Source organism: Chitinivibrionales bacterium (assembly GCA_035516255.1).
In the GTDB taxonomy this organism is placed as follows: Bacteria; Fibrobacterota; Chitinivibrionia; order Chitinivibrionales; family FEN-1185; genus FEN-1185.
Map to the genome: position 1 here is coordinate 51,307 of DATJAL010000002.1, position 24,101 is coordinate 75,407.

General features: G+C 45.8%; 22 protein-coding genes and 1 tRNA gene. 8 read left to right on the forward strand and 15 right to left on the reverse strand.

The window, feature by feature from the left end; genetic code table 11:
* Nucleotides 1-2: 2 nt before the first annotated feature.
* Both VLX68_00725 and VLX68_00730 read left to right on the forward strand, forming a co-directional pair.
* Entirely contained in the window at nt 3-1,919 is a 1,917-nt protein-coding gene (locus tag VLX68_00725; protein HUI90746.1) for a tetratricopeptide repeat protein, read from the forward strand.
* Between the two features lie 8 nt (nt 1,920-1,927).
* Complete coding sequence (locus VLX68_00730) at nt 1,928-4,006, forward strand: tetratricopeptide repeat protein (protein ID HUI90747.1); 2,079 nt, start codon at nt 1,928-1,930, stop codon at nt 4,004-4,006.
* A gap of 53 nt (nt 4,007-4,059) precedes the next feature.
* Here the strand turns inward: VLX68_00730 and VLX68_00735 are convergent, their stop codons facing one another.
* The 7 genes from VLX68_00735 to VLX68_00765 form a co-directional block, all read right to left on the reverse strand.
* Nucleotides 4,060-4,488 carry a prepilin-type N-terminal cleavage/methylation domain-containing protein gene (locus VLX68_00735; protein HUI90748.1) on the reverse strand — a complete coding sequence of 143 codons (429 nt, stop codon included), beginning with the start codon at nt 4,486-4,488 and terminating at the stop codon, nt 4,060-4,062.
* A gap of 177 nt (nt 4,489-4,665) precedes the next feature.
* Nucleotides 4,666-4,938: a hypothetical protein gene (locus VLX68_00740; GenBank protein HUI90749.1), complete on the reverse strand. Its 273-nt coding sequence runs from the start codon at nt 4,936-4,938 to the stop codon at nt 4,666-4,668.
* Between the two features lie 185 nt (nt 4,939-5,123).
* Entirely contained in the window at nt 5,124-6,542 is a 1,419-nt protein-coding gene (locus tag VLX68_00745) for a DUF2142 domain-containing protein (GenBank protein HUI90750.1), read from the reverse strand.
* Entirely contained in the window at nt 6,539-7,282 is a 744-nt protein-coding gene (locus VLX68_00750) for a tetratricopeptide repeat protein (GenBank protein HUI90751.1), read from the reverse strand. Before VLX68_00750 ends, VLX68_00745 begins: the two co-directional genes overlap by 4 nt.
* A 266-nt stretch (nt 7,283-7,548) precedes the next feature.
* Complete coding sequence (locus tag VLX68_00755; protein ID HUI90752.1) at nt 7,549-8,223, reverse strand: hypothetical protein; 675 nt, start codon at nt 8,221-8,223, stop codon at nt 7,549-7,551.
* Nucleotides 8,223-8,999, reverse strand: a complete 777-nt coding sequence (locus tag VLX68_00760) for an ABC transporter permease (protein ID HUI90753.1) — start codon at nt 8,997-8,999, stop codon at nt 8,223-8,225. The genes VLX68_00755 and VLX68_00760 overlap by 1 nt, the downstream gene beginning before the upstream one ends.
* Nucleotides 9,000-9,923, reverse strand: coding sequence for an ABC transporter ATP-binding protein (locus VLX68_00765; GenBank protein ID HUI90754.1), 924 nt, complete (start codon nt 9,921-9,923; stop codon nt 9,000-9,002). It lies immediately after the preceding gene.
* Nucleotides 9,924-10,340: 417 nt separating this feature from the next.
* On the opposite strand from VLX68_00765, the gene VLX68_00770 reads away from it, so the two are divergent.
* The 5 genes from VLX68_00770 to VLX68_00790 all read left to right on the forward strand — a co-directional run bounded on the left by VLX68_00770 (nt 10,341) and on the right by VLX68_00790 (nt 14,156).
* Nucleotides 10,341-11,303: a polysaccharide deacetylase family protein gene (locus VLX68_00770; GenBank protein ID HUI90755.1), complete on the forward strand. Its 963-nt coding sequence runs from the start codon at nt 10,341-10,343 to the stop codon at nt 11,301-11,303.
* 50 nt (nt 11,304-11,353) lie between these two features.
* Nucleotides 11,354-12,010, forward strand: coding sequence for a site-2 protease family protein (locus VLX68_00775; GenBank protein ID HUI90756.1), 657 nt, complete (start codon nt 11,354-11,356; stop codon nt 12,008-12,010).
* A gap of 3 nt (nt 12,011-12,013) precedes the next feature.
* Entirely contained in the window at nt 12,014-13,030 is a 1,017-nt protein-coding gene (rfaE1, locus tag VLX68_00780) for a D-glycero-beta-D-manno-heptose-7-phosphate kinase (protein ID HUI90757.1), read from the forward strand.
* Between the two features lie 57 nt (nt 13,031-13,087).
* Nucleotides 13,088-13,164, forward strand: a tRNA-Ile gene (locus tag VLX68_00785).
* A 218-nt stretch (nt 13,165-13,382) separates the two neighbouring features.
* Nucleotides 13,383-14,156 carry a C4-type zinc ribbon domain-containing protein gene (locus VLX68_00790; protein ID HUI90758.1) on the forward strand — a complete coding sequence of 258 codons (774 nt, stop codon included), beginning with the start codon at nt 13,383-13,385 and terminating at the stop codon, nt 14,154-14,156.
* Nucleotides 14,157-14,173: 17 nt separating this feature from the next.
* Here the strand turns inward: VLX68_00790 and tssH are convergent, their stop codons facing one another.
* Genes tssH through murA form a run of 3 tightly spaced genes read right to left on the reverse strand, consistent with a single transcriptional unit; the run spans nt 14,174 to nt 18,846 of the window.
* Nucleotides 14,174-16,879, reverse strand: a complete 2,706-nt coding sequence (gene tssH, locus VLX68_00795; GenBank protein ID HUI90759.1) for a type VI secretion system ATPase TssH — start codon at nt 16,877-16,879, stop codon at nt 14,174-14,176.
* 41 nt (nt 16,880-16,920) lie between these two features.
* Nucleotides 16,921-17,487 carry a hypothetical protein gene (locus VLX68_00800; GenBank protein HUI90760.1) on the reverse strand — a complete coding sequence of 189 codons (567 nt, stop codon included), beginning with the start codon at nt 17,485-17,487 and terminating at the stop codon, nt 16,921-16,923.
* A 6-nt stretch (nt 17,488-17,493) separates the two neighbouring features.
* Nucleotides 17,494-18,846, reverse strand: coding sequence for a UDP-N-acetylglucosamine 1-carboxyvinyltransferase (gene murA / locus VLX68_00805; GenBank protein ID HUI90761.1), 1,353 nt, complete (start codon nt 18,844-18,846; stop codon nt 17,494-17,496).
* Nucleotides 18,847-19,237: 391 nt separating this feature from the next.
* On the opposite strand from murA, the gene pyrF reads away from it, so the two are divergent.
* Nucleotides 19,238-19,957, forward strand: coding sequence for an orotidine-5'-phosphate decarboxylase (pyrF, locus tag VLX68_00810; GenBank protein HUI90762.1), 720 nt, complete (start codon nt 19,238-19,240; stop codon nt 19,955-19,957).
* 364 nt (nt 19,958-20,321) lie between these two features.
* On the opposite strand, the gene VLX68_00815 is transcribed toward pyrF, so the two are convergent.
* The 5 genes from VLX68_00815 to rsmG all read right to left on the reverse strand — a co-directional run bounded on the left by VLX68_00815 (nt 20,322) and on the right by rsmG (nt 24,099).
* Entirely contained in the window at nt 20,322-20,744 is a 423-nt protein-coding gene (locus tag VLX68_00815; GenBank protein HUI90763.1) for a polymer-forming cytoskeletal protein, read from the reverse strand.
* Nucleotides 20,692-21,564, reverse strand: a complete 873-nt coding sequence (locus tag VLX68_00820; protein ID HUI90764.1) for a M23 family metallopeptidase — start codon at nt 21,562-21,564, stop codon at nt 20,692-20,694. The genes VLX68_00815 and VLX68_00820 overlap by 53 nt, the downstream gene beginning before the upstream one ends.
* A gap of 63 nt (nt 21,565-21,627) precedes the next feature.
* Nucleotides 21,628-22,509, reverse strand: a complete 882-nt coding sequence (locus tag VLX68_00825) for a ParB/RepB/Spo0J family partition protein (protein HUI90765.1) — start codon at nt 22,507-22,509, stop codon at nt 21,628-21,630.
* On the reverse strand, nt 22,502-23,284 hold the full coding sequence (locus VLX68_00830; GenBank protein HUI90766.1) for a ParA family protein: 783 nt from the start codon (nt 23,282-23,284) through the stop codon (nt 22,502-22,504). The genes VLX68_00825 and VLX68_00830 overlap by 8 nt, the downstream gene beginning before the upstream one ends.
* Nucleotides 23,285-23,415: 131 nt before the next feature.
* Nucleotides 23,416-24,099 carry a 16S rRNA (guanine(527)-N(7))-methyltransferase RsmG gene (gene rsmG, locus VLX68_00835; protein HUI90767.1) on the reverse strand — a complete coding sequence of 228 codons (684 nt, stop codon included), beginning with the start codon at nt 24,097-24,099 and terminating at the stop codon, nt 23,416-23,418.
* Between the last annotated feature and the right edge of the window lie 2 nt (nt 24,100-24,101).

The following is a 24,101-nucleotide window of genomic DNA, read 5'->3' on the forward strand; positions in this document are numbered from 1 at the left end:
GCATGCGCGTGGCTATAACAGAGCGTTTTTCTCTCTACGCGGTTGTCTTTTGTCTCATCGCATCCGTCTCCTTTGCCTATTGGCAGGTGGATAAATTTGATTTCGTCAGCTTTGACGACCATGAATACGTTTCTAATAACCCTCATGTCATGTCCGGATTTAGCAAGAAAAATATTGTTTGGGCTTTTACCTCATTCGATTCGGCCAACTGGCATCCGCTTACATGGCTGTCGCACATGCTTGACTGTACGTTCTATGGGAAAAGACCCGCTGGGCACCATCTTACCAATTTGCTATTGCACATTCTAAATGCATTATTGCTTTTTTTCCTTCTCAGGGCGATGACTGGTTCAGTGTGGAAAAGTGCCTTTGTCGCGGCATTGTTCGGACTGCATCCCCTTCACGTTGAATCGGTTGCCTGGGTGTCGGAAAGAAAAGACGTATTAAGTGCCTTTTTTATGTTGAGTGCACTGTTGTGCTGGACTTCTTATGCCCGAAAGAAACAGCGGGCTTTTTATTTTTTAACACTTTTTCTATTTACTCTCGGCCTCATGGCAAAGCCCATGATCGTCACGTTGCCTTTCATATTGCTGCTTCTTGATTTTTGGCCCTTCCAGCGGTACCGAGAGATTCCCGGAGAAAGTTTGGAATCGCCGAGAACCCTATTTACAAAAAGAATGCTCTTTTTAGGTGCTGAGAAAATTCCATTTATTATTCTTGCCATTGCATCCTGCATCGTTACCGTCCTGGCTCAGCATGCGGGAGAAGCCATTGTAAAAGCGGATGAATTATCCTTACTGTCCAGAATCGAAAATTCCGTTATTTCTTACGTTCGCTATATTTGTAAAATGTTTTGGCCATCACGGCTTTCCTTTTTTTATCCGCATCCGGTGAAACTGTGGCCTGTGTGGATATTGGTCTTTGCTTGTCTGATGCTTCTCGGCATCACCGTATTCGCCTTGCTTAATGTTAAAAAACGGCCCTATTTGATTGTCGGTTGGCTCTGGTACCTGGGAACACTTATTCCCGTGATCGGCTTGGTCCAAGTTGGCTCACAGGCAATAGCAGATCGGTATACCTATATTCCGTTGATAGGGCTTTTTATGAGTCTAACGTGGCTGCTTTCTGATTTTGCTTCGAGCAATCGTTTATATAAAATTGCGGCCACGATTTTCTCGCTGGCCGTTCTCTCCATCGCGGGTGTTGCCGCTCGAGCGCAGGTGGGATTTTGGAAAAACGATCTTGCGCTTGCAGATCATGGAATTACAGCTACAAGGGATAATTTTATTGCCTACAGCATTAAAGGCAATTATCTGCTTGCCCATAACCAATACGACGAAGCTCTTTATTGGTTGCAAAAATCGGTTTTGCTGCGACCTACTCAGACTATGGCTCGATGCAACATTGGCTTGATATACCTTAGAGAAAAAAAGGCAAGAGAAGCAATTGCCGTTTTTAGCGAATTGTTTGCTCTCGACTCGAACCATACCCTTGCAAACCTTAACTGCGCTAGCGCGTACGAGATGATCGGCGATTCAAGATCGGCGATTCGTTGTCTCCGCCGCGCTGTTGCGGCGGACCCCTCCTTCAACGCCGCTTTGCATAATCTCGGAGTCATTTACGGCACAATGAAAGACTATCCGAATTGCAGGCAATATCTTTTAGAAGCGGTTCAAAAAAATCCCAACGACGCGGAATCTTTGTTCTGGCTTGGCAAATGCTGTTATTATGACAATAACATTTCGGAAGCGATAGGGTGGTTTACAAAATCCATAGCTATTGTACCCGATTTTCCTCAATCTCATCGTGAGCTGGGGAGGGCCTACCAGTCCTGTGGCAAAACGGATCTTGCAAAAGAGCAATTTTCAATTGCGGACTCACTCTCCTTATTTCAGCGGAAAACAGAAAAACATTATTAGGCAGGTCTATGATTGCCTTCTTAAAGAAAGAAAGTCAATCCGTCATCATCCTCGGCTTGACGGTAATCACCCTTGCCGTATACTGGCCGGTGCAAGATTTCCCCTTCATATATTATGACGACGATGAATATGTCTATGACAACCCCCACGTTCAACAAGGCCTTTCCATAAATAATTTTCTCTGGGCCTTTCAGTCGAGATCCGCCGCCAACTGGCATCCTCTTACCTGGCTTTCATTGATGCTCGACACGGATCTGTACGGGAAAAATCCCGAAGGCTATCACCTCACCAGTCTATTGCTCCATATTTTCAATGTGCTTCTTCTATTCCTTATTTTATCGAAGCTGACGAAAACAAAATGGCGTTGCGCTTTTGTTTCATGCCTTTTTGCCCTGCATCCGCTTCATGTCGAATCGGTCGCTTGGATTTCGGAGCGCAAAGATTTGCTCTGCGCGCTTTTCATGCTGCTGAGCATATGGGCGTACTCTGATTATGTTGGTACTCGAAAACTGCCGGCGTATATTCGAGCACTAATTTATTTTGCCTTTGGCTTAATGGCAAAACCCATGCTGGTGACGCTGCCCATAGTATTGCTGCTTCTTGATTTTTGGCCCTTGAGTCGATTTGTTTCCGGCACAAATACCATCACCGTCAAAGAGGGTGCCTCCGGCTATCGGCATGGGACAATAGCATTGCTTCTGGAAAAAGTGCCTTTTCTGCTTTTGTCAATTTCCTCATGTTTCATTACACTGTATGTGCAGAAAGCGTCGGGTGCGGTCGCCGATTTTCCTCTGGATCGGCGGGTGGCCAATGCGGTCATTTCATATTTGTTATATTTAAGAAACACCGTCTTTCCCTGTCACTTGGCCTTTTTTTATCCATTCCCGTCTAGCATTAACTTGGTTTTCTTAGCAGTATCGGTTTTGATTATGGGGGGAATATCTGTTGCCGCGATTCGATCAAGGCGCCGCGTCCCCTGGTTTTTTACAGGCTGGTACTGGTATATGGGAACATTGCTTCCCGTCATCGGCGTCATTCAAGTCGGTGCGCAGGCAATGGCCGACCGTTATACATACATTCCGCTTATAGGTCTGTTTGTCATATTCTCCTGGGGAATAACGTGCGTTTTTGCCTTCCGCTTGTTTCAAAGAATAATGATAACGGTAATCGCCTTATGCTTATGTGGCGTTCTTTCAGTAATGGCAAGAAGACAAGTAAATTATTGGCAGAGCAGTGCCTCACTATTCCGCCATGCTCTCGTAGCCACCGATCATAATCACGTCGCGCACAATAACCTCGGAAAGGTGCTTTATTTACAAAACATGCCCGACAGCGCAAGGCACCATTTTTCAGAGGCCATAAAGATCCTACCCACTTATTCAATCGCACTCTACAATTTCGCGTACGTCTTGAAACAGCAGGGTAAATTTAACGAGGCAATTCCCTTATTTCAACAGGCGATAGCATGCGATTCGAACTATTTTCATGCTTATCAACGCCTCGCAGAAACCTACGAGCGCCTCGGTAAAGACTCATTGACGATTGTCTACTCTCGTAGAGCCCTACGGCTTGATCGCGATTCCTTTTCTTCCTGGTTATTGCTTGCAAAGACATTGTATAACAATAATTCTCTCGACACAGCATTACAGTATGTAGACAATGCACTTAGATGCTGTCCATCCTGTTGGGAAGCACATTATTATCTCGGACTGATATATTTAAAAAAGAGGCTGTTAGATAGTTGCTTTTATCATTTATCGTATTCATTACGCCTCAACCCTTTTTCATGGAGCCTCTGCAATTCCATGGGCCAAGAATTATTCAGATACGGCCAGGGGTCGTATGCCGTTCGGATGTATTCCCGCGCAATCAATCTTGCCCCGACTATGGAAAAGATCTATCTTAACCGCGCTATTGTATTTGCCGTCGAGAACAAACTCGATTCTGCTGTTGCTGATTGTCAGCATGCCCTGCGTTTAAAACCGAATTTTACCGCAGCTCATTTTTGTCTGGGACGGGTATTTGAACAAATGGGCGCGCAGGATTCAGCCAAATTTCATATGCGTGAAGCGGGAAAGACCGATTGAAAAACCCCGCCTTCAAAGAAGACGGGGTTTTTTACTAACATCTACGCGAGGCATTACCTCCAGCTCGGCGCGTATCTTGCCAATGCGGCTGTGGCATATTTGGAGTTCGTCTGATCGATGGTGCCATAATCTGAGCCCGTGCAAGACCCGAATGCCGTGTTCACAGTTGCGGTGCCCGTAAAAGTTGTGGCCGTGGCGTTCGTCATGGTATATATGAACCAACGGCTCGAGGAAGGAACATCGACTCCAGCAGAATCCCTCAAGAACGCAAACTGGGTCACATATTGACCCTTCTCGGCGTTATATGCCAACTGGCCTGTATAAATAGCCGTCAACTGCGTGGGAAACTCAGACGCTTTTGCCTTTTGGGACGCATCGAGGAATTTAGGAATTGCAACCGCGGCAAGGATACCCACAATAACTATAACCACCATTAATTCTACCAGCGTAAAACCCTTTGTTTTATTGAGTATGTTTTTCATATGTTTACTCCTTGAGATTAAAGATGATCAGCATAACACATTGTTCCATAATCTATTGTAAAAACCTTCCCTTATACTGACCCTCCTTTCCTGAGCATCGCAGCTCCGCTGGATTTCAGGACTCTATATGTAATCATACCATAAATATCTTTCTATGTCAAGAATATTTTTTCCTCGTTAAGTCTCTTGAGGTCGTTTTAATATTATATATAGATGCTCAATAGGAAGGGTTCCCGACCGTACTGACATGTGTGAAGTCATACTAGTCACTTCCCAACCCTGCTCTCCCATTTTACCCAAAAAATTAAAAAGTGTGACGTCGGCCCAGTTCTGCTGCTGCTTACCGTTAATATAATGAACCTTCCACGAAATTTCCCGCGGCAGGACAAAACCAAAAATACCCTTTCCATATTTTTCCGCAATTAAAAATTGATATTCCCATTTTACCATAGAAATTCTCCTAGACTTCGGCGATTACTCAAATTTACCGTAGTTATAACTATATCATTCTTGCCACCATTCTTCAAGGAAAAATATCTGTTCAATAATAATTGATCCTAAACGTCGATTCTTAATTTGCTATCTTGCTTATGAGGAATAAGTTCTTTCACGAACAAAATATAGAATTTTAAGACTTAGTAGAAATGAGTATTAATAAAATAGACTGTATATCCTAATAACAGGCACGAATATGAGGCGATAATTGCATTTTTCCATTTTTCCCAGAATTTATTCCAAAACGCTCTATTGAAATTTAAGAGAAATATGAGAGGGAGAAGAGAAATAAAATAACGTCCCTGCAGGCCATAAATCGTAATTGAACCCACCGGCGATAAAAGGAAAAATCCTACAGCAATGATTACGATATTTCCATAACCAATACTGCCAATAATCATTTTCTGACGCAAAGATAGCAGCATGTTTTTTGAGGAATCCAATAATGATATTGCAAACAATACTAAACCGTGTATAAAAAGAATTGTATGATTGAGGTGTGTATAGGAATACCCCAATCTTCCCATCGTGCCAATGATCCATTCTTTACCTTGAGTAACAAAATTGAGCAGGAAATGGATGGCGAAAGCTCCGGGTGCCGATGTTATGATCTGTAGCTGTTCATGGACATTACCGTAAAAATCATTTTGCAGGACCCTTCCACCTTTCAATTGAAGTGAGGATACATAGTTGTCCCATGTCAGCGAGGGTAAACAACAAATGACACAAAGACTAACGAACATCGCCAAAGACTTTGTTGGAGAACCGATATTATTTTGTGGAATGACAAAAAACAAGAACGGAACAATGTAATAGCCGGGTTTTGCAAAACAATAAATCAGCGAAATAAAAACATAAATCATCATTTCTGCCTTTCGAATCTGTTTTTCTCGTAAGGCATATCGCAACGCCAGGGCAACAATAAGAAATGAAAGAGAAATGTTCATAACATCGTAGGTCACTGACGCAGCCTGAAATAATGTCATCGGATTCAATGCAAGCGCCATCATGACACATTTATGTATTGGAATAAACTTTATCGCCATATAAACAATAAGGAGATAAAAAATCAATCCCGCAATCCTTGCACCCCAGAGTAAATGTATTGGATTTGAATTAATAATCTTCGCACTCCAAATACCAATAACAAAAGGAGTATAGGGGACCGGATTGATTTGATAGCTTGGATTGTCGTAAAACACTTTCGTCTGTTCTTGCAAAGGCGTACACTCTAGTTCTTTGAGTTTTGCTCTGTTTATTTTATATCCGATATTAAAAGGTATACCTTGGAATGATTCTGAAATATAAAAAAGATTCACGGGCAAATATCCGCCGATCTGCCCTTCATGTTGTCGTGGAGGAACTTGACCCGTGGAAAGAAAATATGAATTGTAAAAATGCCGGTCTTCATCATTTGAATGAAATGGCGGATTTGAGTATACCATGAGCATTCCGCAAATATATCCAATAAATAGAAATAAGTTTTCGGGAGAAAAAATACGTTGCCGGGTCAAAGGTATTTTATAAAGTGCTAATTGTTTCCAACCGAATATAATCATGATTTCCTTAATGAGGTCTTTTTTAGAAGGGATAATAATTGTTTTGCGTCTGTACGATTCGGGTTTATGGCAACGGCCCTTTCCAAATAATCAATTGCATCCGGAAAGCGTTTCTGTGTACTCGCTATGTAACCTAAAAAATAAAGTGCTTCATCGTCCAGTTGATTAATGGTCAGAATTTTTCCAAAATACCATTGCGCCGAATCAATTGATTGTGAATTTAAGAAAACATTCCCAATAGTTTTAAGAAGCGGAATATTATTTGGCTGAATTGCATATGCTTCCCGGAGAAAATATTGTGCCGTCAAATTATCTTTATTGTCAATAAATAACCGTGCTTTTTTCATGAGCACCGAGACAAGAAGTTCCGTCGCTAAATCGTCCACCCTGTTTACAATCGATCCGCTTCCCAGGCGGATTGCTTCTTTGGCATGCACCACGGCTGAATCATATTTCCCGATAATGTCATAATATGTTCCCAGGTAATATTGCACCCGTGCATGTTGCGGGAATCTTCTGGATAATACTATGAGCTTTTCTCCCCCTTCATTCAATATTCGTTGTCTTTGAAGAGGATCCAGTATTTCTTGGGCTTTAATGACCTGGTGAAACGCCTCGTACCAAGGGTTAATGAGATGAACTTTGGGGGCGTTCCAGAAAAAAACATATCCCGCAAATGAAAGAATGGGAAAGAGATAAATAGTCAGATTTTTTAGACGCTGTAATTCCTTCTTATCCATAATAAAACATTTTCTAAAATTCCGTAACAATACCCTTTTCTTTGAATATTATACCCTATTTCCTTATCAATAGTGTTATAAAAAAGGAAATCTACCAAAAGCTAATTGGAAAATCTTTTTGGAAAATTCCAAAAGAATCAGATTCCAATTATATTGAAGGAGACCGGGAGAAGAGAATTTCTTTATAACGATTCTTAGGAACGCCGCATGACCGGGGGTGCTCGTTAGCAATCTCTTCGAACCACAGTGCAAAAGAGCGCCGTGTCTTATTTACTCGTTGAAAACGCCTGCAATTTACCCTTAATATAGCGTTTTACCTCTGGATTCTCACTGGTGGTATATACAAATTCAAGAAAATCCCTTCCTTCCGCCGGTTCCCCGGCTTTTTTAAACATTGCGGCGGCTATGCCCGCCAATTTATATCCGGGAGCGTTTGGTTGCGTAACCGCACGCGCCATGTATTGCGCCGCTGTTTTCTTGTCACCATATTTGTAATAAATCATTCCCAAATAAAAATACAGCTTCCATTTATTTTCCACCGTACTGGACACGCCCCGCTCAAGAATTACGCGCGCAGCATCCGGATCCATGCATATATCAGGAATCATGAGGCCGGCAAATTCATAAGCCGGATAAAAATTTGGATTAATCTTAGTAACAAGATCCACCATGTGCACGAGCCATTGATACTGTTTGTCGGTAATAAAGTGGCTGCCGAAATAAATAGTTGTCCGGATCCACAAATAATCAGCATATGCGGTATGGAATCCGAGAAGATAGGGTTTTATTTTTTCACTTTGGGGGATAAGTGACATGCTTGCAGGTGCCCATAGGTTTGCACGAAAGGATGTCAACTTGTTTTGGGTGCCAAGAAGCAAAATCCACAAAACGGCTATACCCAAGACGGTAAGGGGCATATGCCACCAGGCTGCCCTTTTCACTAGAGATCCTTTTTTGAAAAAAGCGCGCATGATAACGTAAGAAAAAGCGCAGTATAGAGAATTCCGTAAACAACGGCATATCCGTAATAGGCCGTTGGAAGGTTTATGTTATAGACGATATTATCCCGCACATTAAAATGTTCAAGATTCGGCAGCACGAAGTAAATCACTTTAAGGAGAACCGGATAAAGCGATCCTTTTGCCTCAACGAATTTAATTGAGAGCAGGTCATTAAAATGGCCTGCAATATAAAATGCGAGGGAAAAAATAGAAGCAAGCATGGGCGTGGTAAGCGTGGAAAAAAATATCGACGCAGAAATCATAAGTGACATCTCGGCCCAAATCAGAAAAATCGCATAAATGAGAGTCAGTTGAACGGTGCCACCCAAATAGATAAGCGTTCCAATAAAAATTATAGACATGACGAAATAATTAATTAGGAGTGTGAAAAGAAGGCCGGCAAACTTTCCGCACACAAACTGGTTACGGGAAACCGGTTTGGTAATGACATGATACACCGTTTTCTGGCTTATTTCCCTTCCAAGCATGCCCACGCCGATGAACACCGCAAGGAGCAGCCCTGCAAGCGACATAGTGGCAAGCCCGAAATCCTGCATTACCTGTATCCGGGCAAACACGGACCAGTCTGCCACAAACACCGAGAGGACAATGAGCGCAACAACGAAAAAAAGCACGAGATACAGCACGTTGTTCCGAACTGTTTCCTTGAAGGTGTTTGTCGCTATCTCGGAAATTGCCCGCAGGTAGCTTTTCATTTATTTCCTTTTGTAAATTATATCCTCTAAGGAAGCTGTGCGTTTTACCACCGATTCGCAGAACAACCCCTTTTCACAAAGAAATTGCAAGCATTGCCTAGGGTCCTTACCAGGCGGAATCATAATAATGTCCTTGCCGTCAGTTGCCTTTGTTATCGTATACCCCATGGATGACAGCGTCTGTGTATCAACATTGCTAAGACCCATCACAATGCATTCTGTACCACTTTGACCCTGTGAAAGAAGTTGTGAAATTGGTCCTTGATATTCCAATCGTCCGTGGGACATGACCAATATATGGCTGCATACGGATTCGACATCATCGAGAATGTGGGTGCTGAAAAAAATGGTTTTGCCCTTTTGTGCCAGATCAAGCAAAATTTCCCTGAAAAGCCTTCTGCCCAACGGATCGAGGCCGCTCATCGGCTCATCAAGAATATAAAGATCTGAATTGCACAGAAGCGCTTGGGCCATCGAGAGCCGCTGCTGCATGCCTTTTGAAAGCTCTTTCACCTTGGAGTCTGCTGATGCAGACAGCTCGACCGTCTCAAGTACGCGCATGATATCTGCTTCAGCCGATTTTTGGTCTTCCTGCACCAAATTTTCTGCAAAACGGAGCGTTTCGCGCACCGTGAGGTGCTCGTAAAAATAGGGGCGTTCGCTTAAAAACGAAACACCTTTTCTTGCTGAAGGAAGCGCCGGGTCGAGGCCGTTGATCCGGACTGTTCCCGAAGTGGGGCGGACAAGACCTAAGAGCATTTTGATGCTTGTGGTTTTGCCAGCTCCGTTGGGACCTATAAAACCGGTCACCATATTTTTTTCCATGGTAAAGGAGCAATTTACCACGGCAGCCACTTGCCTTGTCCAAAAATGCTTTCGAAAGTTCTTGCAAACGTTTTGAAATTCAATAATGGGGATGGACATAGGTGTTGAGCTTTCTTGCCGGATTACGCAATAAAGATAATATGATTAAAAAGGCAAACACAAAAAAAAACTTGTATTTTATTTCCTGTGAGCCGCCAAAAAAAACGCACCGTCCACTACTGTAAAACCCACCGGAAAGCACCTGCAGCCGGCAGATGCGTCGTATGCAAATCATGGGTATGCAAGCAATGCTCAGCGAGAATAGACCGCCAGCTATATTGTGAAAAATGCATTCCCCCAAAACCTTTATATGAAAAATCTGTCGTTTCTGCGCCCTTGCCCGAGGTTCCTCAACCTCCAGCGCTACCACCAGCGCCGGCAACGTTTAAACCGCAGAGGACAATCCCCTGGCGGCAACTGGTGTTTTTTGCCAGCATATTGCTCGCGCTATTCGGCATCTTGTTTTCCTTTTGGAACATGCATGCTACAGCAGAACTCTCCGCCCAGAACCGCATCCTCAAGGAAAAAAGGAGCGAGCTTCTCGACCAGATCAAAGAGCGCAACCGTGAAATTTCGGATCTGCGCAGTACGCTTGATTCTTTGAACCATTATATCGACCGGACGGTTACAAAAAAGAAAAATCCCTTTGTTTTTCGGAATGACCTCAGCGGACTGTCCCTGCTCAACGGCCTGCCGATGTCGTTTGACAACGGAAGGCCCGATAAACGCCTTGTCTGTCTTACCTTCGACGGCGGCTCGGTTGCCAACGCAGCCACCGATATTCTCGACACCTTAAAATCCCGCAATGTGAAAGCGACAATGTTTTTGACCGGTCAATTTGTTAAAAAATATCCGGATGTTGTGCTGCGTCTGGTACGGGAGGGACATGAAGCAGGAAACCACACCTTTTCGCATCCGCATCTTACTTCTTTTGCACAGGACCAGACGCAATCGATATTGCCTGCCATCACCGAGGCATATCTTGACCGGGAACTTGGAAAAACAGATTCCCTTTTCCATATATTGACCGGCGTCCCGCTTGCACCGCTTTGGCGTGCACCGTACGGCGAATACAACCGGACCATATGCATTTGGGCCCAGAAAGCCGGATTTCTGCACGTCGGATGGCGGCAAGGCAGAACATGGAAACTTGGCCTCGACAGCAACGACTGGATCAGCGACGAGGGATCGTCAGGCTATCATACGCCGCAAGAGGTGTATGATAAAATCGTGGCGCTTGCCAACAGACCGGAAAATGGAATCAACGGCGGCATCATTCTCATGCATCTGGGCACGGTGCGCACTCAGAAGGACAAGCAGGTCCATCTGATGCTCGGAAGGCTTATCGACACGCTCCGGTCCCTTAATTACCGTTTTGTGCCCATATCGGAAATGCTGAAAGAATCCGGGATTGATATTGGAACATTAAAGCATAGTTAAAAGAATTTGATATGTTGTATTTTCAAAAGAAATAATAAACCAAGAAAAAAATGTTTGATACCCATCATCTCAGAGAGCTGCTGATTAGGACTCCAGGTATCCTTGTCGGCCTCACTATTCATGAATATTGCCATGCATTAGTTGCACATTGGCGAGGTGATGATACTGCAAAAATGGTTGGACGTCTTACTTTAAATCCCATTCCCCACCTTGATCCAATAGGAACAATACCCTTATTATTTACGACTTTTGGTTGGGCAAAACCGGTTCCTGTAAATTACTACAATTTGCGAAATCCCCGGCTCGACTCTGCACTCGTAAGTGTTGCTGGTCCGATATCGAATATTTTTTGTGCATTATCTATTGGTTTTGTTTTTCGGATTTTACAGACCTTTTTATCCGCAGAAGGATCTTTGCTTTATACATTCCTTATTCTAAGTAAGGCTTATGCAATTAATATAGGCCTATCTTTTTTCAATCTATTACCTGTTCCCCCACTTGATGGCTCCAATATTCTTTTAAGCTTTCTTCCTCGTTCACAAATAGAACCATATTTCAGAATGATGCGCCATATACCGACCATTTTCCTTGTCCTTATTGTCTTAGAACTTATGTTTAATATAAAAACAATTTCATTTATACTTAATCCTCTTTACAAGCCGTATTATTCATTCTGGACCTTTATCATTTTTGGCGGAAGGATGTAATTCATGCCCACCCCAAACATCTCGCAAAAGCGTTTGAAACAGATTGCGGCTAACTTTTCCCAATCATCAATCATGGTGGTGGGCGATTCCATGCTCGATGAATATGTTTGGGGAGATGTCAGCCGCATATCACCGGAAGCACCCGTGCCCGTCGTGCATGTCCGGTCGCGTTCATCCCGGCTGGGTGGCGCGGCCAACGTGGTGCAGAATCTGAAAAGCCTCGGCGTTAGCCCTTATCTTGTGTCGTTGTGCGGAAACGATGACACCGGCATACTGTTACGGAAAAAACTGGAGCAAGCGGGCTGTAATTCAAAGGGGCTGGCCGTGTCGTGCCAAAGGTCCACTACCATTAAAACAAGAATTATTGCGCGGCACCAGCAGGTGGTGCGTGTAGACAGCGAAACGGTTATTGATGTGACAAAAGACGAAGCTGAAGTCTTGTGGAAGAGCGTTTCTTCCGAATTGTCGCGAGTGAAGGGCGTCATCATATCAGATTATTCCAAAGGCGTTGTATCCAAACCGTTTATTGTCCAGCTTCTTGATGCTTGCAAAAAAAGGAATCTGTTTGTTGCCATAGACCCCAAAGAACGGCATTTCGATTTATACAAAGGCGTGAGCATCATTACTCCCAACCTCAAGGAAGCGCATGCCGTACTCGGCGTGCCCAACGCTCAAGTCAATGACAGGGAAATTGAGTTGCTCGGTTGGAAAATCGTAAAAAAGCTTGACCTTCCATACCTGCTTATCACTCTGAGCGAGCGCGGCATGGCCTTGTTCGAAAGGAACACCCGCACCTTTTCGCATCTGCCAACCGTAGCCAGAAACGTTTTTGACGTCACCGGCGCCGGCGACACGGTTATTAGCGTTTATGCGGCGGCAATCATCAGCGGGGCAAAACCTATCGAAGCCGCTTACCTTTCTAATCACGCAGCAGGCATCATTGTTGGAGAACTCGGCACCGCCTGCGTGACGCCGGAAGCGCTGCTTGCGGCCTGCGCAGAAAAATATACGGGTCAATAAATTGTCGTCTCCGCTTGTTAAAACGCCACCAAGGAATTATATTTTGTCGACACGTGAGGGCCCGTAACTCAGTTGGTTAGAGTAGCGGACTCATAATCCGTTAGTCCTAGGTTCGAGTCCTAGTGGGCCCACCACTCTTTAACAATAGAAAACAACGACTGGCTATGACGGGTAGGCTGCTGTTATTTTTCCCCTTTTCCGAAACTAAAAACACCTTCGAAATATTCCACAAAAAAGCACTTCTGATACGGAAGTGCTTTTTTGTTTTTATATTTTCCCTTCAGTTCGATAGGCCGGTGCGGTTGATACGTTGACGCATCCGTCTTTTTTCGGTGAAATTATCGGAGGCGATATGATAAAAGACCTTGAATCGCTGATTCATCTGCAGGCAATCGATTTGCAGATCCACGAAATCTTGCAGTCCCAGCGGGACCTGCCAAAGCTGCTTTCCGAACTAGAAAAGGCCGTGGTTTCGGCACAGAAGACGGTTGATGGCGTCAGCCAACAGCTGGCGGCCAATGCAACCGAAAAAAAAACATTTGAAGAAAAGGTTGGCACCGCAAAATCGGCCCTCGAGAAAAGCCAGGAACGCCTGAGCTCCATTAAAACGAATCGCGAGTATGATGCGGTCCATGCGGAAATCGAAAATTTTAAAAGCATTATTGCCGGCGCCGATGCCCGCATGAAAAGCCTTTCGGCGGAAACCGACAAGCTCCAGCAATCGCTTGAGGCGCACAAGGCAGAGCGCGAAAAAATAAAAGGGGAAAATGACCCCAAGATCGCCGAACTTAAAACGAAAATCGCTTCGATCGACAGCTCGGTGGCCCAGCTTAAAGAGGGCCGCGGGGCGATAATCGCCGGCATTCCCAAACCGCTGCTGCGCACCTACGAGCATATCCTCTCCCGGAGGAAAAACGCAAAGGTGCTGAGTTTTGTTGACGACAGCCACCGCACCTGCTCTTCATGCTTCAAGGTGCTCGAAACCCAGCTAGTCAACGAGATCCGCAAGGGGGCCAGATTGCTTACCTGTCAGAATTGCGGCGCGATCTTTGTGTGGGGGGAAAAGCCCGTGGATAAAGTTACGGATAAATCAGAGGAGAAAAAGGAAGAGGCTCCTGCAGCGTGAAATAGTTTGTTTTCCGCTCATCCCTTTCCCCTCGCTTTTTGCTTTCCACTTTTTTTTCCCTCTGGCGCCGCGTCGGCGCTGTCAGAAAAAACAATTTCATAATCGCCGTCCTCGTCCTTCCCGATATGGCACCGGGTAGCGGGTTTTTTATCCTGGCCCAAGTGCAAAAGCAGCTGGCGCGAAATCCCGGGCAGCAGTGTTCCGTCTATGACCGCATCGGCGTTGCGCGCGCCTGTTTCTATGGCGGTGCAGCTGTCGGCGATGGCGTCAACAAGATCGGGGGATATCGACATCGTGATGCCGTGCGCCTTTTTCAGGCGTTGCGCGATCGTGTCCAGTTTCATTGCGACAACGCCTTTCATCACCTCCTTTGACAGCGGCCTGAACGGCACGATCTTGCAGCGCGCCAGAAGCGCCGGCTGGAAATGGGCCGACAATTCGGGCCGGATGGCCTTGACAAGATCGTCGCTGGAACATGATGCAGCGCGCTCCTGCGCGCACATCCCGGCAATGGTGTCGGCCGCGAGGTTCGAGGTCATGATGATGATGGTGTTGCGGAAATTGATCTCCCGGCCCTCGCCGTCGCGCATGAATCCCTTGTCGAACACCTGATAAAACAGGTTCATGACCTCCAGGTGCGCTTTTTCCACTTCGTCAAGAAGCACGATCGAATACGGCTTCTGGCGCACCGCCTCGGTAAGAACGCCCCCCTCGCCGTACCCCACGTAGCCGGGCGGCGACCCTTTCAGCTGCGATACGGTGTGCTTCTCCTGGTATTCCGACATGTTAATGGTGGTGATGAATTTCTCGCCGCCGAACAGTGTGTCGGCGAGGGCTCGCGCGCATTCGGTTTTGCCCACGCCGGACGGCCCGGTGAACAAAAACACACCGAGCGGCGCGTCTGGACTGCCCATGCCTGTTTTTGACGCTCGTATGGTGCTTGCAAGCGCCGCGAGCGCGTCATCCTGGCCGATGACGCGCTCGCTGAGGCGCTTTTCAAGTTCCAGAAGTGTCTGTGCTTCGTCTTTTACCATGGTGCCCACGGGAATGCCGGTCCAGTCCGAAATCACCTGTCCGCACACCGATGCAGACACATGAGGAAATACCATCGGGTTGTCGCCTTGTAACGTTTCAAGTGCTTTAAGTGCTTCACCTATGTCCTTCTGAACAGCTGATAGATCTTTTTCGTTTCCGCCTTTTTCTCGAAGCGTTTTGATTTTTTCCTGCAATGATTGTATTGACTGCACCTGGGTTTTTTCTTTTCCCCACTGTTCGGCAAGCGCTCCAATTTCTTCTTTCTTCCGTTTTATAGCGGCATCACATTCGTCAATAAACTCCTTCTCAACCGGCAGGCCAGCCTTCCTGTCGCGTTCAAGCTTCCTTTTTTCAAGTTCGGCGTTCTGAAGGCCGCGTTCGGCTCCGTCAAGCGAGGCGGGTTTAACGCTCTGGCTCATTTTGACACGGGCACAAGCGGTATCGAGCACGTCCACGGCCTTGTCGGGCAGCTGCCTGCCCGAAATATACCGGCGCGACAGGGAAACCGCGGCGGTCACGCCTTTGGTGGTGATTTGTACGCCGTGATATTTTTCGAAACTGTCGGCAACACCCCGCAGCATGATGATTCCCTTGATTTCGTCGGGCTCTTCTATTTTGACAAGCTGGAACCTCCGCGCGAGAGCCGGATCCTTTTCAAAGTATTTACGGTATTCGGACCATGTTGTGGCGGCAAGCGTGCGCAGTTCGCCGCGGGCCAGCGCCGGCTTGAGCAAATTGGCCGCGTCCCCCTGCCCTGCGGCGCCGCCCGCGCCGATGAGCGTGTGCGCCTCGTCAATAAACAGAATTGTTGATTTCGAATTGTTCTTCACGGCGTCAATGACGTTCTTCAACCGTTTCTCAAATTCGCCTTTCACCGAGGCTCCCGCTTGCAACAGCCCGAGATCCAGTCCCCACAATGCGACATTTTTAAGATTTTCTGGTACATCGCCGTTTACAATACGGAGCGCGATGCCCTCAACGATGGCGGTTTTGCCGACCCCGGCCTCGCCGACAAGTATGGGATTGTTCTTGCGCCTCCGGTTCAAGATATCGAGGGCTTGGCGAATTTCGTCGTCACGCCCGAGAATCGGATCAATCTTTCCTGCCCTTGCCTCTTCGGTAAAATTCGTGCAGAACTGCGCCAGCACACTGGCCGCGGCCTCAGGAGTGCGCGAAACCGGCGGATGTCCTGACGAATCCCCACCGGAGAACTGCTGCTCTGATGATGTTTTGGTAAGGGAAATAAACTCGGTTTTGAGCGCTTCAAGGTTCACCGACTTTAACAGCTCGCCATAGGACGTCATGGAAAACTGCCCTTTTTCGAGCATGGCGACAAAAAGCAGTCCCGACGTGATTGACTGAAGAGAATAACTCAGCGAACCGATGCTCCATGCGAGCTCCATTGCCTCAAGCAACGGCGGTGAAAATGACGGTCTCCCGGTATTGCCGTTTCTGAGGTTTTCGAGCTCCGTGTTTACCGCCTCTTTAAGACGGCCCGCATCAACATTGTAATGCTTGAGAATCACGGCGACGTCTCCGGTTGTGTCGTCGAGGAACTCCGCAAAGAGGTGCTCCCACCGGACTTCATAATGGCCGCGGTTGACACACAGCCCGACAGAAGCCTCAAGTGCTTTCGTGCATTGGTCGTTGAGCTTTTCCAACAATAAACGGATGTCTTTTACCACCATGGCGGCACCATCCTTTTCTCATACGCAGAGGTATTCGTTGTTCACTTTCGGTCGATGCGAGTCAGCGTTCCCATTATGTCTCGGTATACCGGATAAAAATTTTTAAACAACAGCGGCTTTGTCCAGAAGGCGATGCGAAGGTTGTAGGTATCAATGGTAAAGAAGAACTCCACGAATCTGAACTCGCCGGAGGAATATTCCCACCGCACCATCGGAACATTATAAACCGTGTCGTCGAAAAGTCCGTAATCCTGCACCTTACTGTTTTTGTTGATCTGCTGCATCTGTTCGGCATATTCCCGATTTGTTTCGTTAAGATTGGCAACGATTCCCCTTGTCGCCTGGGTTTTTTCCACGGTAAAGCCGATAAATAAAAGTTCCGCGCCGGATTCGTGAAGGGTTCTCACGGTTGATCGGTGGCCCTTCATGTTGTTTGGATCGGTGATAAGATCCCAATTTCCTCGATAGCTCAGAGAAAAGCCGATCGGTTGGTTCTGATACGTGCGGTCCTTGGGAAAAAACGCGCCTGGATAAAACTGTTTTATCGGCGCGAGACAACCGAGAATGAGCAGAAAACCGGTGGACAGCACGGCATAACATGACCGCATGAGCGCCTAACGCTTCCCTGTGGTGGGCCAATTTTTCCTTCGTTCTGCGGTGCGAATGATGCGTGCACCGAGCTTGGAAAGTCGCTGGTCGATATTTTCATATCCACGGTCTATCTGCTCGATATTCTGGATACAACTTTTGCCCCGCGCTGCGCATGCCGCGATGAGCAGGGCCATTCCGGCGCGGATATCAGGCGATGAAATGGTGGCCCCGACAAGCTGCGACGGCCCGTTCACCACGGCCCGATGCGGGTCGCAAATCACTATTTTTGCACCCATGGATATCAGTTTGTCAACAAAAAAGAGCCTTGATTCGAACATTTTCTCATGCAGAAGACATGTGCCGCTGGCCTGCGTCGCCGCGACAATCATGATGGACATGAGATCCGCCGGAAAAGCAGGCCATATGTTGTCTTCAATTTTCGGTATCGCGCCGCCAAGATCCTGTCGGATTTTCATAGTCTGGTGCCCCGGCACCATCAGTGTCCTTTGGTTTTGATCTACCTCTACCTGTATGCCGAGACGGGCAAACTGAAAGAGAATCATTTTCATATGCTGCGGATCGATGTTTGTAATGGTTATTTCTGAACGCGTCGCGGCTGCGAGGCCTATAAAGGATCCCGTTTCGATGTAATCGCTTCCGAGGGTGTGCGGGGCGCCTTCAATTCCCCCAGATCCATATATGGAAAGGACATTGGACCCTATCCCTTCTATCTTTACACCGCTTTTTTCCAAGAACCTGCATAGCCCCTGCACATGCGGCTCCGATGCCGCGTTTACAATAGTGGTTCTGCCGCGCGCACCTGCGGCGGCGATAACCGCATTTTCCGTTGCGGTCACAGACGCTTCGTCAAGGCAGATGTCCGTGCCGCGCAGACCCTTTTTCGCTTCCAGAACATAAAGCACTTGCTCAGAATTACTTGACTTTTGATAGTGTTTAGCCGTCATTTTTGCGCCAAGAGCCTTAAATACATGAAAATGGGTATCCAGCCTGCGGCGGCCGATTGAATCCCCGCCTGGCTGAGGGATCACCGCTTTCCCGGTGCGGGCGAGCAATGATGACGCAAAGAGAATCGAACCGCGTATGATACTTGAAAGGTCAGCAGGCAGCGTCGGGGCTGGCTCTGCCGTCGCATCAATACATACGCTTGAATTGTTTATCTCCGATATTTTTGCTCCAAGGAGTGATGCTATCGAGAGCATGCTCCGCACATCGCCAATGTCCGGCACGTTGGAAAGGGTCACGCTACCATGGCATAAAAGCGCCGCGGCAATAACCGGAAGGGCTTCGTTTTTGTTGCCAGCCGTTCGGATGGTTCCCTGCAGCTTGACGCCGCCTTCAACAATGAAACTGCTCATACCGGTCCTCTTGCATAATTATCCACAAAATTATAATATAAGTTTTATGCGACGATTAATAAAACAGCTAACGTTACCTGATGTCTTCGAAAACCCCCTTGGTGCGTTCTTTTGATTAAAAAATTTCCATTATTTTTATTCAAAGTGATCTATTTTTCTAAAAATTCATTATATTCTATTTTGAGCTTCGTCTTGCTCGCGTGTTACATAATTTTTTGAACTAACACCATTTTACAGGGAATTCTTCTTTGGGTTGCAAGCACACGCCGCTTTGCGGATCTGCGCGCTATCCAAGAGAACAACCAAGTTCCCGGTAGAGGGATCAAAAAATTTGCCGTGAGTTAAGGCGAAGCTTTTTTGTTTTCCATCCTCGATGTTGTATTTTAAGGACATGGCCGCAGACCGATCATCTTTTCTTGCTCTTGCCCTTGACAATCTGAACTCACGTGCAGAAGTACGCTCGCTTGTCAGCCAGACCAAACAGTATTTCGGCACTTTCAAGGTCGGTTTGGAGCTGTACACCCGCTTTGGCCCTTCGATCCTCGAAGAGGTGTTTGAAACCGGACGCAAGATTTTCCTCGACTTAAAATTTCACGATATCCCCCAAACCGTTGCAAATGCTGTCCGTTCATCATCACGACTTGGCGTTCAATATCTCACTGTGCATGCCCAGGGTGGCACCGAGATGATGAAGGCTGCATGCGCCGCGGCACGCTCCGCATGCAATGAAGGGCTTGCGCCTCCCAAAATTGTCGGCGTCACCCTGCTTACCAGCATTGACGCCTCGGCGTTGCTTAACGAATTGAATGTGTCTGTTGCCATAGAGCAGCATATTAAAATCCTCGCCCTCCGAGCAGTTGATGCGCTCCTTGATGGAATTGTATGTTCGGCTGCCGACCTTCCTCACGTGAAACCCTTGTTGCCAGACGGATTTGAAATCATTACCCCGGGCATAAGGCTTCCCGAGGGCAATACCCATGATCAAAAACGTGTTTCTACGCCTAAAGAAGCAATAAAAAACGGCGCGACACTATTGGTGATCGGCCGCGCGGTTACCGAAGATAAAAATCCAGCTGCAATCGCGGAAAAAATTCTAAAAAGCATCGAATAGCCTGCAAAAATAATTCCATTTTTCTATTTTAAATAAAATTTAATACGCCAATACTCACCTAGTAGCGGTTAGATCAATAAAAATCTGAAATATTCTTGGGTAATAAGATCTTTAAAAGGAAGACAAGTCGTTATTATTTTTTAATGCTTTAAAAAATCTTTAAACTTTAAACACAAGTTATTCACAAAATAAATATGTTATGCTCATTTATTGTTGCCAATTTGTTAATATTTTATTTATTTATTTATATTTCGATTATTATCAATCAGTTATAAAACAACGTTCCTTAAAATATTATCAACACGGTTAAAATTTTTTAAATATCTCCGTTTAAATTTTTCTTATTATCAAGATTGAAAAATATTCAGACTTTAATATTTTTCTCTACATCCATGGTACAATTTCCATGAAATGTCGCGCCTTCGTTAATGACCAGATCTCTTGTTTTTAAATCTCCGATCAACGATGCGTTCGCTTCCAATTCCACCCTGTCTTCCACAGAAAGGTTTCCTCTGACACTGCCGCCAATAATTGCGCTTTTAGCAACAATATCTGCCTCTATGTGGCCGGCATCTCCTACAGTCAAGGTCTCGGCTGTTTCCAGTTTTCCCTTAAGGGTGCCATCGATGCGTATGCTGTGGGGTACTGTAATTGTTCCCTCAACCGATGTGCCGGGGCCTATGATTGTTTGCAGTCCCTTATCGCTCCCTTTTTCCATAGAAAGACTTCCTTTCTTATTTTCCTTGATTGCTGAAAATAAATTTGGCAGGGTCAATATTTTTCCCATCTTTTATTATTTCGTAGTGAAGATGCGGGGCAGAAGAGCGTCCAGTATTTCCAACCAATGCAATTGTCTGGCCACGCTCCACGTGGTCGCCCTTTGCAACAAGAATCTGGGAACAATGGCCATACCGGGTTGAAAACCCATATCCATGCCGAATTGTTAATAAAAGCCCAAAATATTTGTCATTGCAGACATCTTCAACAATGCCGGGCGCTGTGGCGCGTATAAGGGTACCCTGAGTCGCAGCATAATCCAAACCATTGTGCATTTGCTCAGTGTCGTTTGCCACCTCTATATACCGGCGCGTTATCCATCCGTCAACTACTGGCTGGATACTGGGTAGTGCCGCGAGGGACAGTTCTGCGGACTCCCCTTTCTTTAAAATCTGTCGCTCGGCGCCCGATGATGTCATTTTAAGGCTGTCGAGCAGTTTGTCCACGGCAGACTTTGAAGATGCCGTCTCCCCGTTTTGACGGGCGGCATCCAAGGTGGTGGTGCTCTTTTTAGGGTCCACCCCTGAAGATTGGGCGACCCGACGAAGGTAACGCCCCAAAAGTTCTATTCTGTCAATTTTTTCTGAAATAGACTTTATTTTTTGGTTGTCTTCCCTCAAATGCCTGTTTTCATTCGTAAGGACGTACACTAACTGCAACTTTGCCGCTATCTCTCCAGATTTTACCACAAGAAGAATAAAACCGACAATAAAAATCACCATAAACACAACAAGAGAATAGACAATATTCCGATGGAGGTGCATCGAGAAGGTTTTGGCGTTTCCCTCCGGAATAAACATGATTGTATAATAATTTTTTTTTATCTGCATCGGTTTTTTCTGTTACCAAAAGAGGCTTTTCATGACGGCTTAGAAGCCGTTGAAAAATTTCATTTATTCCTTGGAAAGAATTTCAATTATTCTATTTAGGTCGTCTTTATTGTAATAATGGATTTCTATTTTGCCTTTATCGTTCCGCAGATTTGTGAAAGTAACCTTAGTTCCAAATTTATACTGCAATTTTTCTATGAGCGCGTGATGATCCGGGTCTTTTGTCGCTCCTGCCTTTTTTTTAACACTGCCTTTTTCTGCCTTTTTCGCTTTTCCGTGTTGCACCGCCTCTTCCACATCGCGCACGGAAAGCTTTTGGGCCACGATCCTTTGGCAAAGCGCCTTTTGGCCATCGGGATCCTCTAAACCAAGTAAAGCCCGTGCGTGCCCCGATGTGATGTCGCTGTGAATAATCATCTGCTGGATTTCCTGTGGCAGTTTTAACAGTCTGAGAATATTGGTGATCGCGCTTCTGCTTTTTCCCACCCGGGCAGACAATTGTTCATGTGAAAGTCCGCATTCGCTCAAAAGCCGTTGGTAGGCACCTGCTTCCTCAATGTCATTCAAATTTTCACGCTGGATGTTTTCAACAAGCGCGATTTCGATCATTTCGTGATCGGAAACCTTGGGCTTGATAATGCTCGGAATTTTATCCTCTCCCAGAAGCAAAAGCGCGCGATAGCGCCGTTCGCCTGATATTATTTCGTATCCGTCAAGGTTTCTCCTCAGGATTATCGCCTGTAACAGGCCCTGGGTTTTAATGCTTTCGGCCAGCCCCTCTATTTCCTTTTGGTCAAACTCTCTCCGCGGTTGAAAAGGGTTTGGCCGTATCGCATTGCTGTCAACGAGAACTATTTCATTACCGCTCCCCTTTTCCTCGCTTTCCTGTGGAATAAGGTTGGTAAGACCTCTCCCGAGAGCTCTTCGATGATGAGCATTACCCATTGTGCATTATTTCCTTTGCAAGATTCAAATAGTTCTCCGCACCAGAGGACATTATATCATAGAGGATAATCGGTTTGCCAAAAGAGGGCGCCTCGGATAGTTTGACATTTCTTGCTATTATTGTTTTAAAAACCTTTTCGGGAAAGCATGACCGAACATCTTCTGCCACCTGCCGGGATAGATTCAACCTGCCGTCATACATGGTGAGCAGTGCGCCTTCAATCACCAATTTTGAGTTCAAGTTTTTCTGAACAAGCCTTATAGTATTAAGCAGTTCGGCAAGTCCTTCAAGAGCATAATATTCGCATTGAATGGGAATAAGCACCGAGTCTGCTGCAGACAGAATATTGACCGTAAGAAGGCCAAGTGATGGTGGCGAATCAATAATGAGATATTCATATTCATTCCGGATTTGCTCGATAGCGTTTTTCAAGCATTTTTCCCGGGCAATCATATTTACAAGTTCAATCTCGGCTGAAGCAAGATCAGGGCTTGCCGGAGCAATATCGAGATATTTCATATGTTCAACTGGGAGGATGATATCTTTGAGAAGCACCTCCTTTTCACCTTTTTTTCTGTTTGTCACGACCTCATAGACGGAAAGTCCGATATCCTTTTTATCTTTGCCGATCCCTGTCGTTGCATTGCACTGCGGATCCATATCGAGGAGCAGCGTTTTATGCTCCGCAGCAGCAAGTGTGGCGGCAAGATTTATGGCTGTTGTGGTTTTCCCAACGCCGCCTTTCTGATTACACACCGCAATAATTTTTCCCAATACAACCCCGCTCGTCTCTTAGTTTCTAATTAGATCTTGTTTCAGGGGATCAAGTGTTCTTCACTTTTAGTAAACTGCGGATAATGGATGCTCCTTCTCGCCGCCAACAACCCGATTATATCGAGGGGGAATTATCTGGTCAACTCCAAGGAAACAAGGTTAAGACCAAAAATTTGGTTTCCAAGATCATACTCGGCAATCTCACTTATTTTGATTCCGTCTTTTTCCTTACTTGACGTTATATTCTCGAGTTCCTGAGAAAATTGCTTTGTTTTAAAGGTGTACATATGGCCATCAGGAGCCAAAAACGGTCGAGCAAGCATGGAGAATTTTTGCATCGTCCCAAGGCCTCTGCTTATTACATAATCAAATCCTTTTTCAGGGACGGGCATTTTTTCAACTCTTCCGTTATAGACTTCAACATTATTTAGCGTCAAATCCGTCTTTACTTGCGAAAGAAACATGCACTTCTTTTTATTGGATTCGGCAAGCACAATTACAAGATCTGGCCGGAAAATACGGATGGGGATAGAAGGAAAACCGCCGCCAGGACCAATATCCAGTATTTTTGCACTTTTTTTAAAACCAAACAGAAGCAGAGGTTGTAAAGAATCACAAAAATGCCGTAAAAAAAGGTGCTCTTCATCCCCAGGAGAAATAAGCCCCGCTGCAGCATTCCATTTAAGAAGAAGGGATATGTATTTTAATATCATATCTCTCTGTTCAAGGGTCGGGGTTAGCCCGAGGCGCTCTAACTCCTTGAGTTCATAGCAGTTCTTTGCTCTCTCAAGGTGGATTTTGTTAATTTTTTTCATAC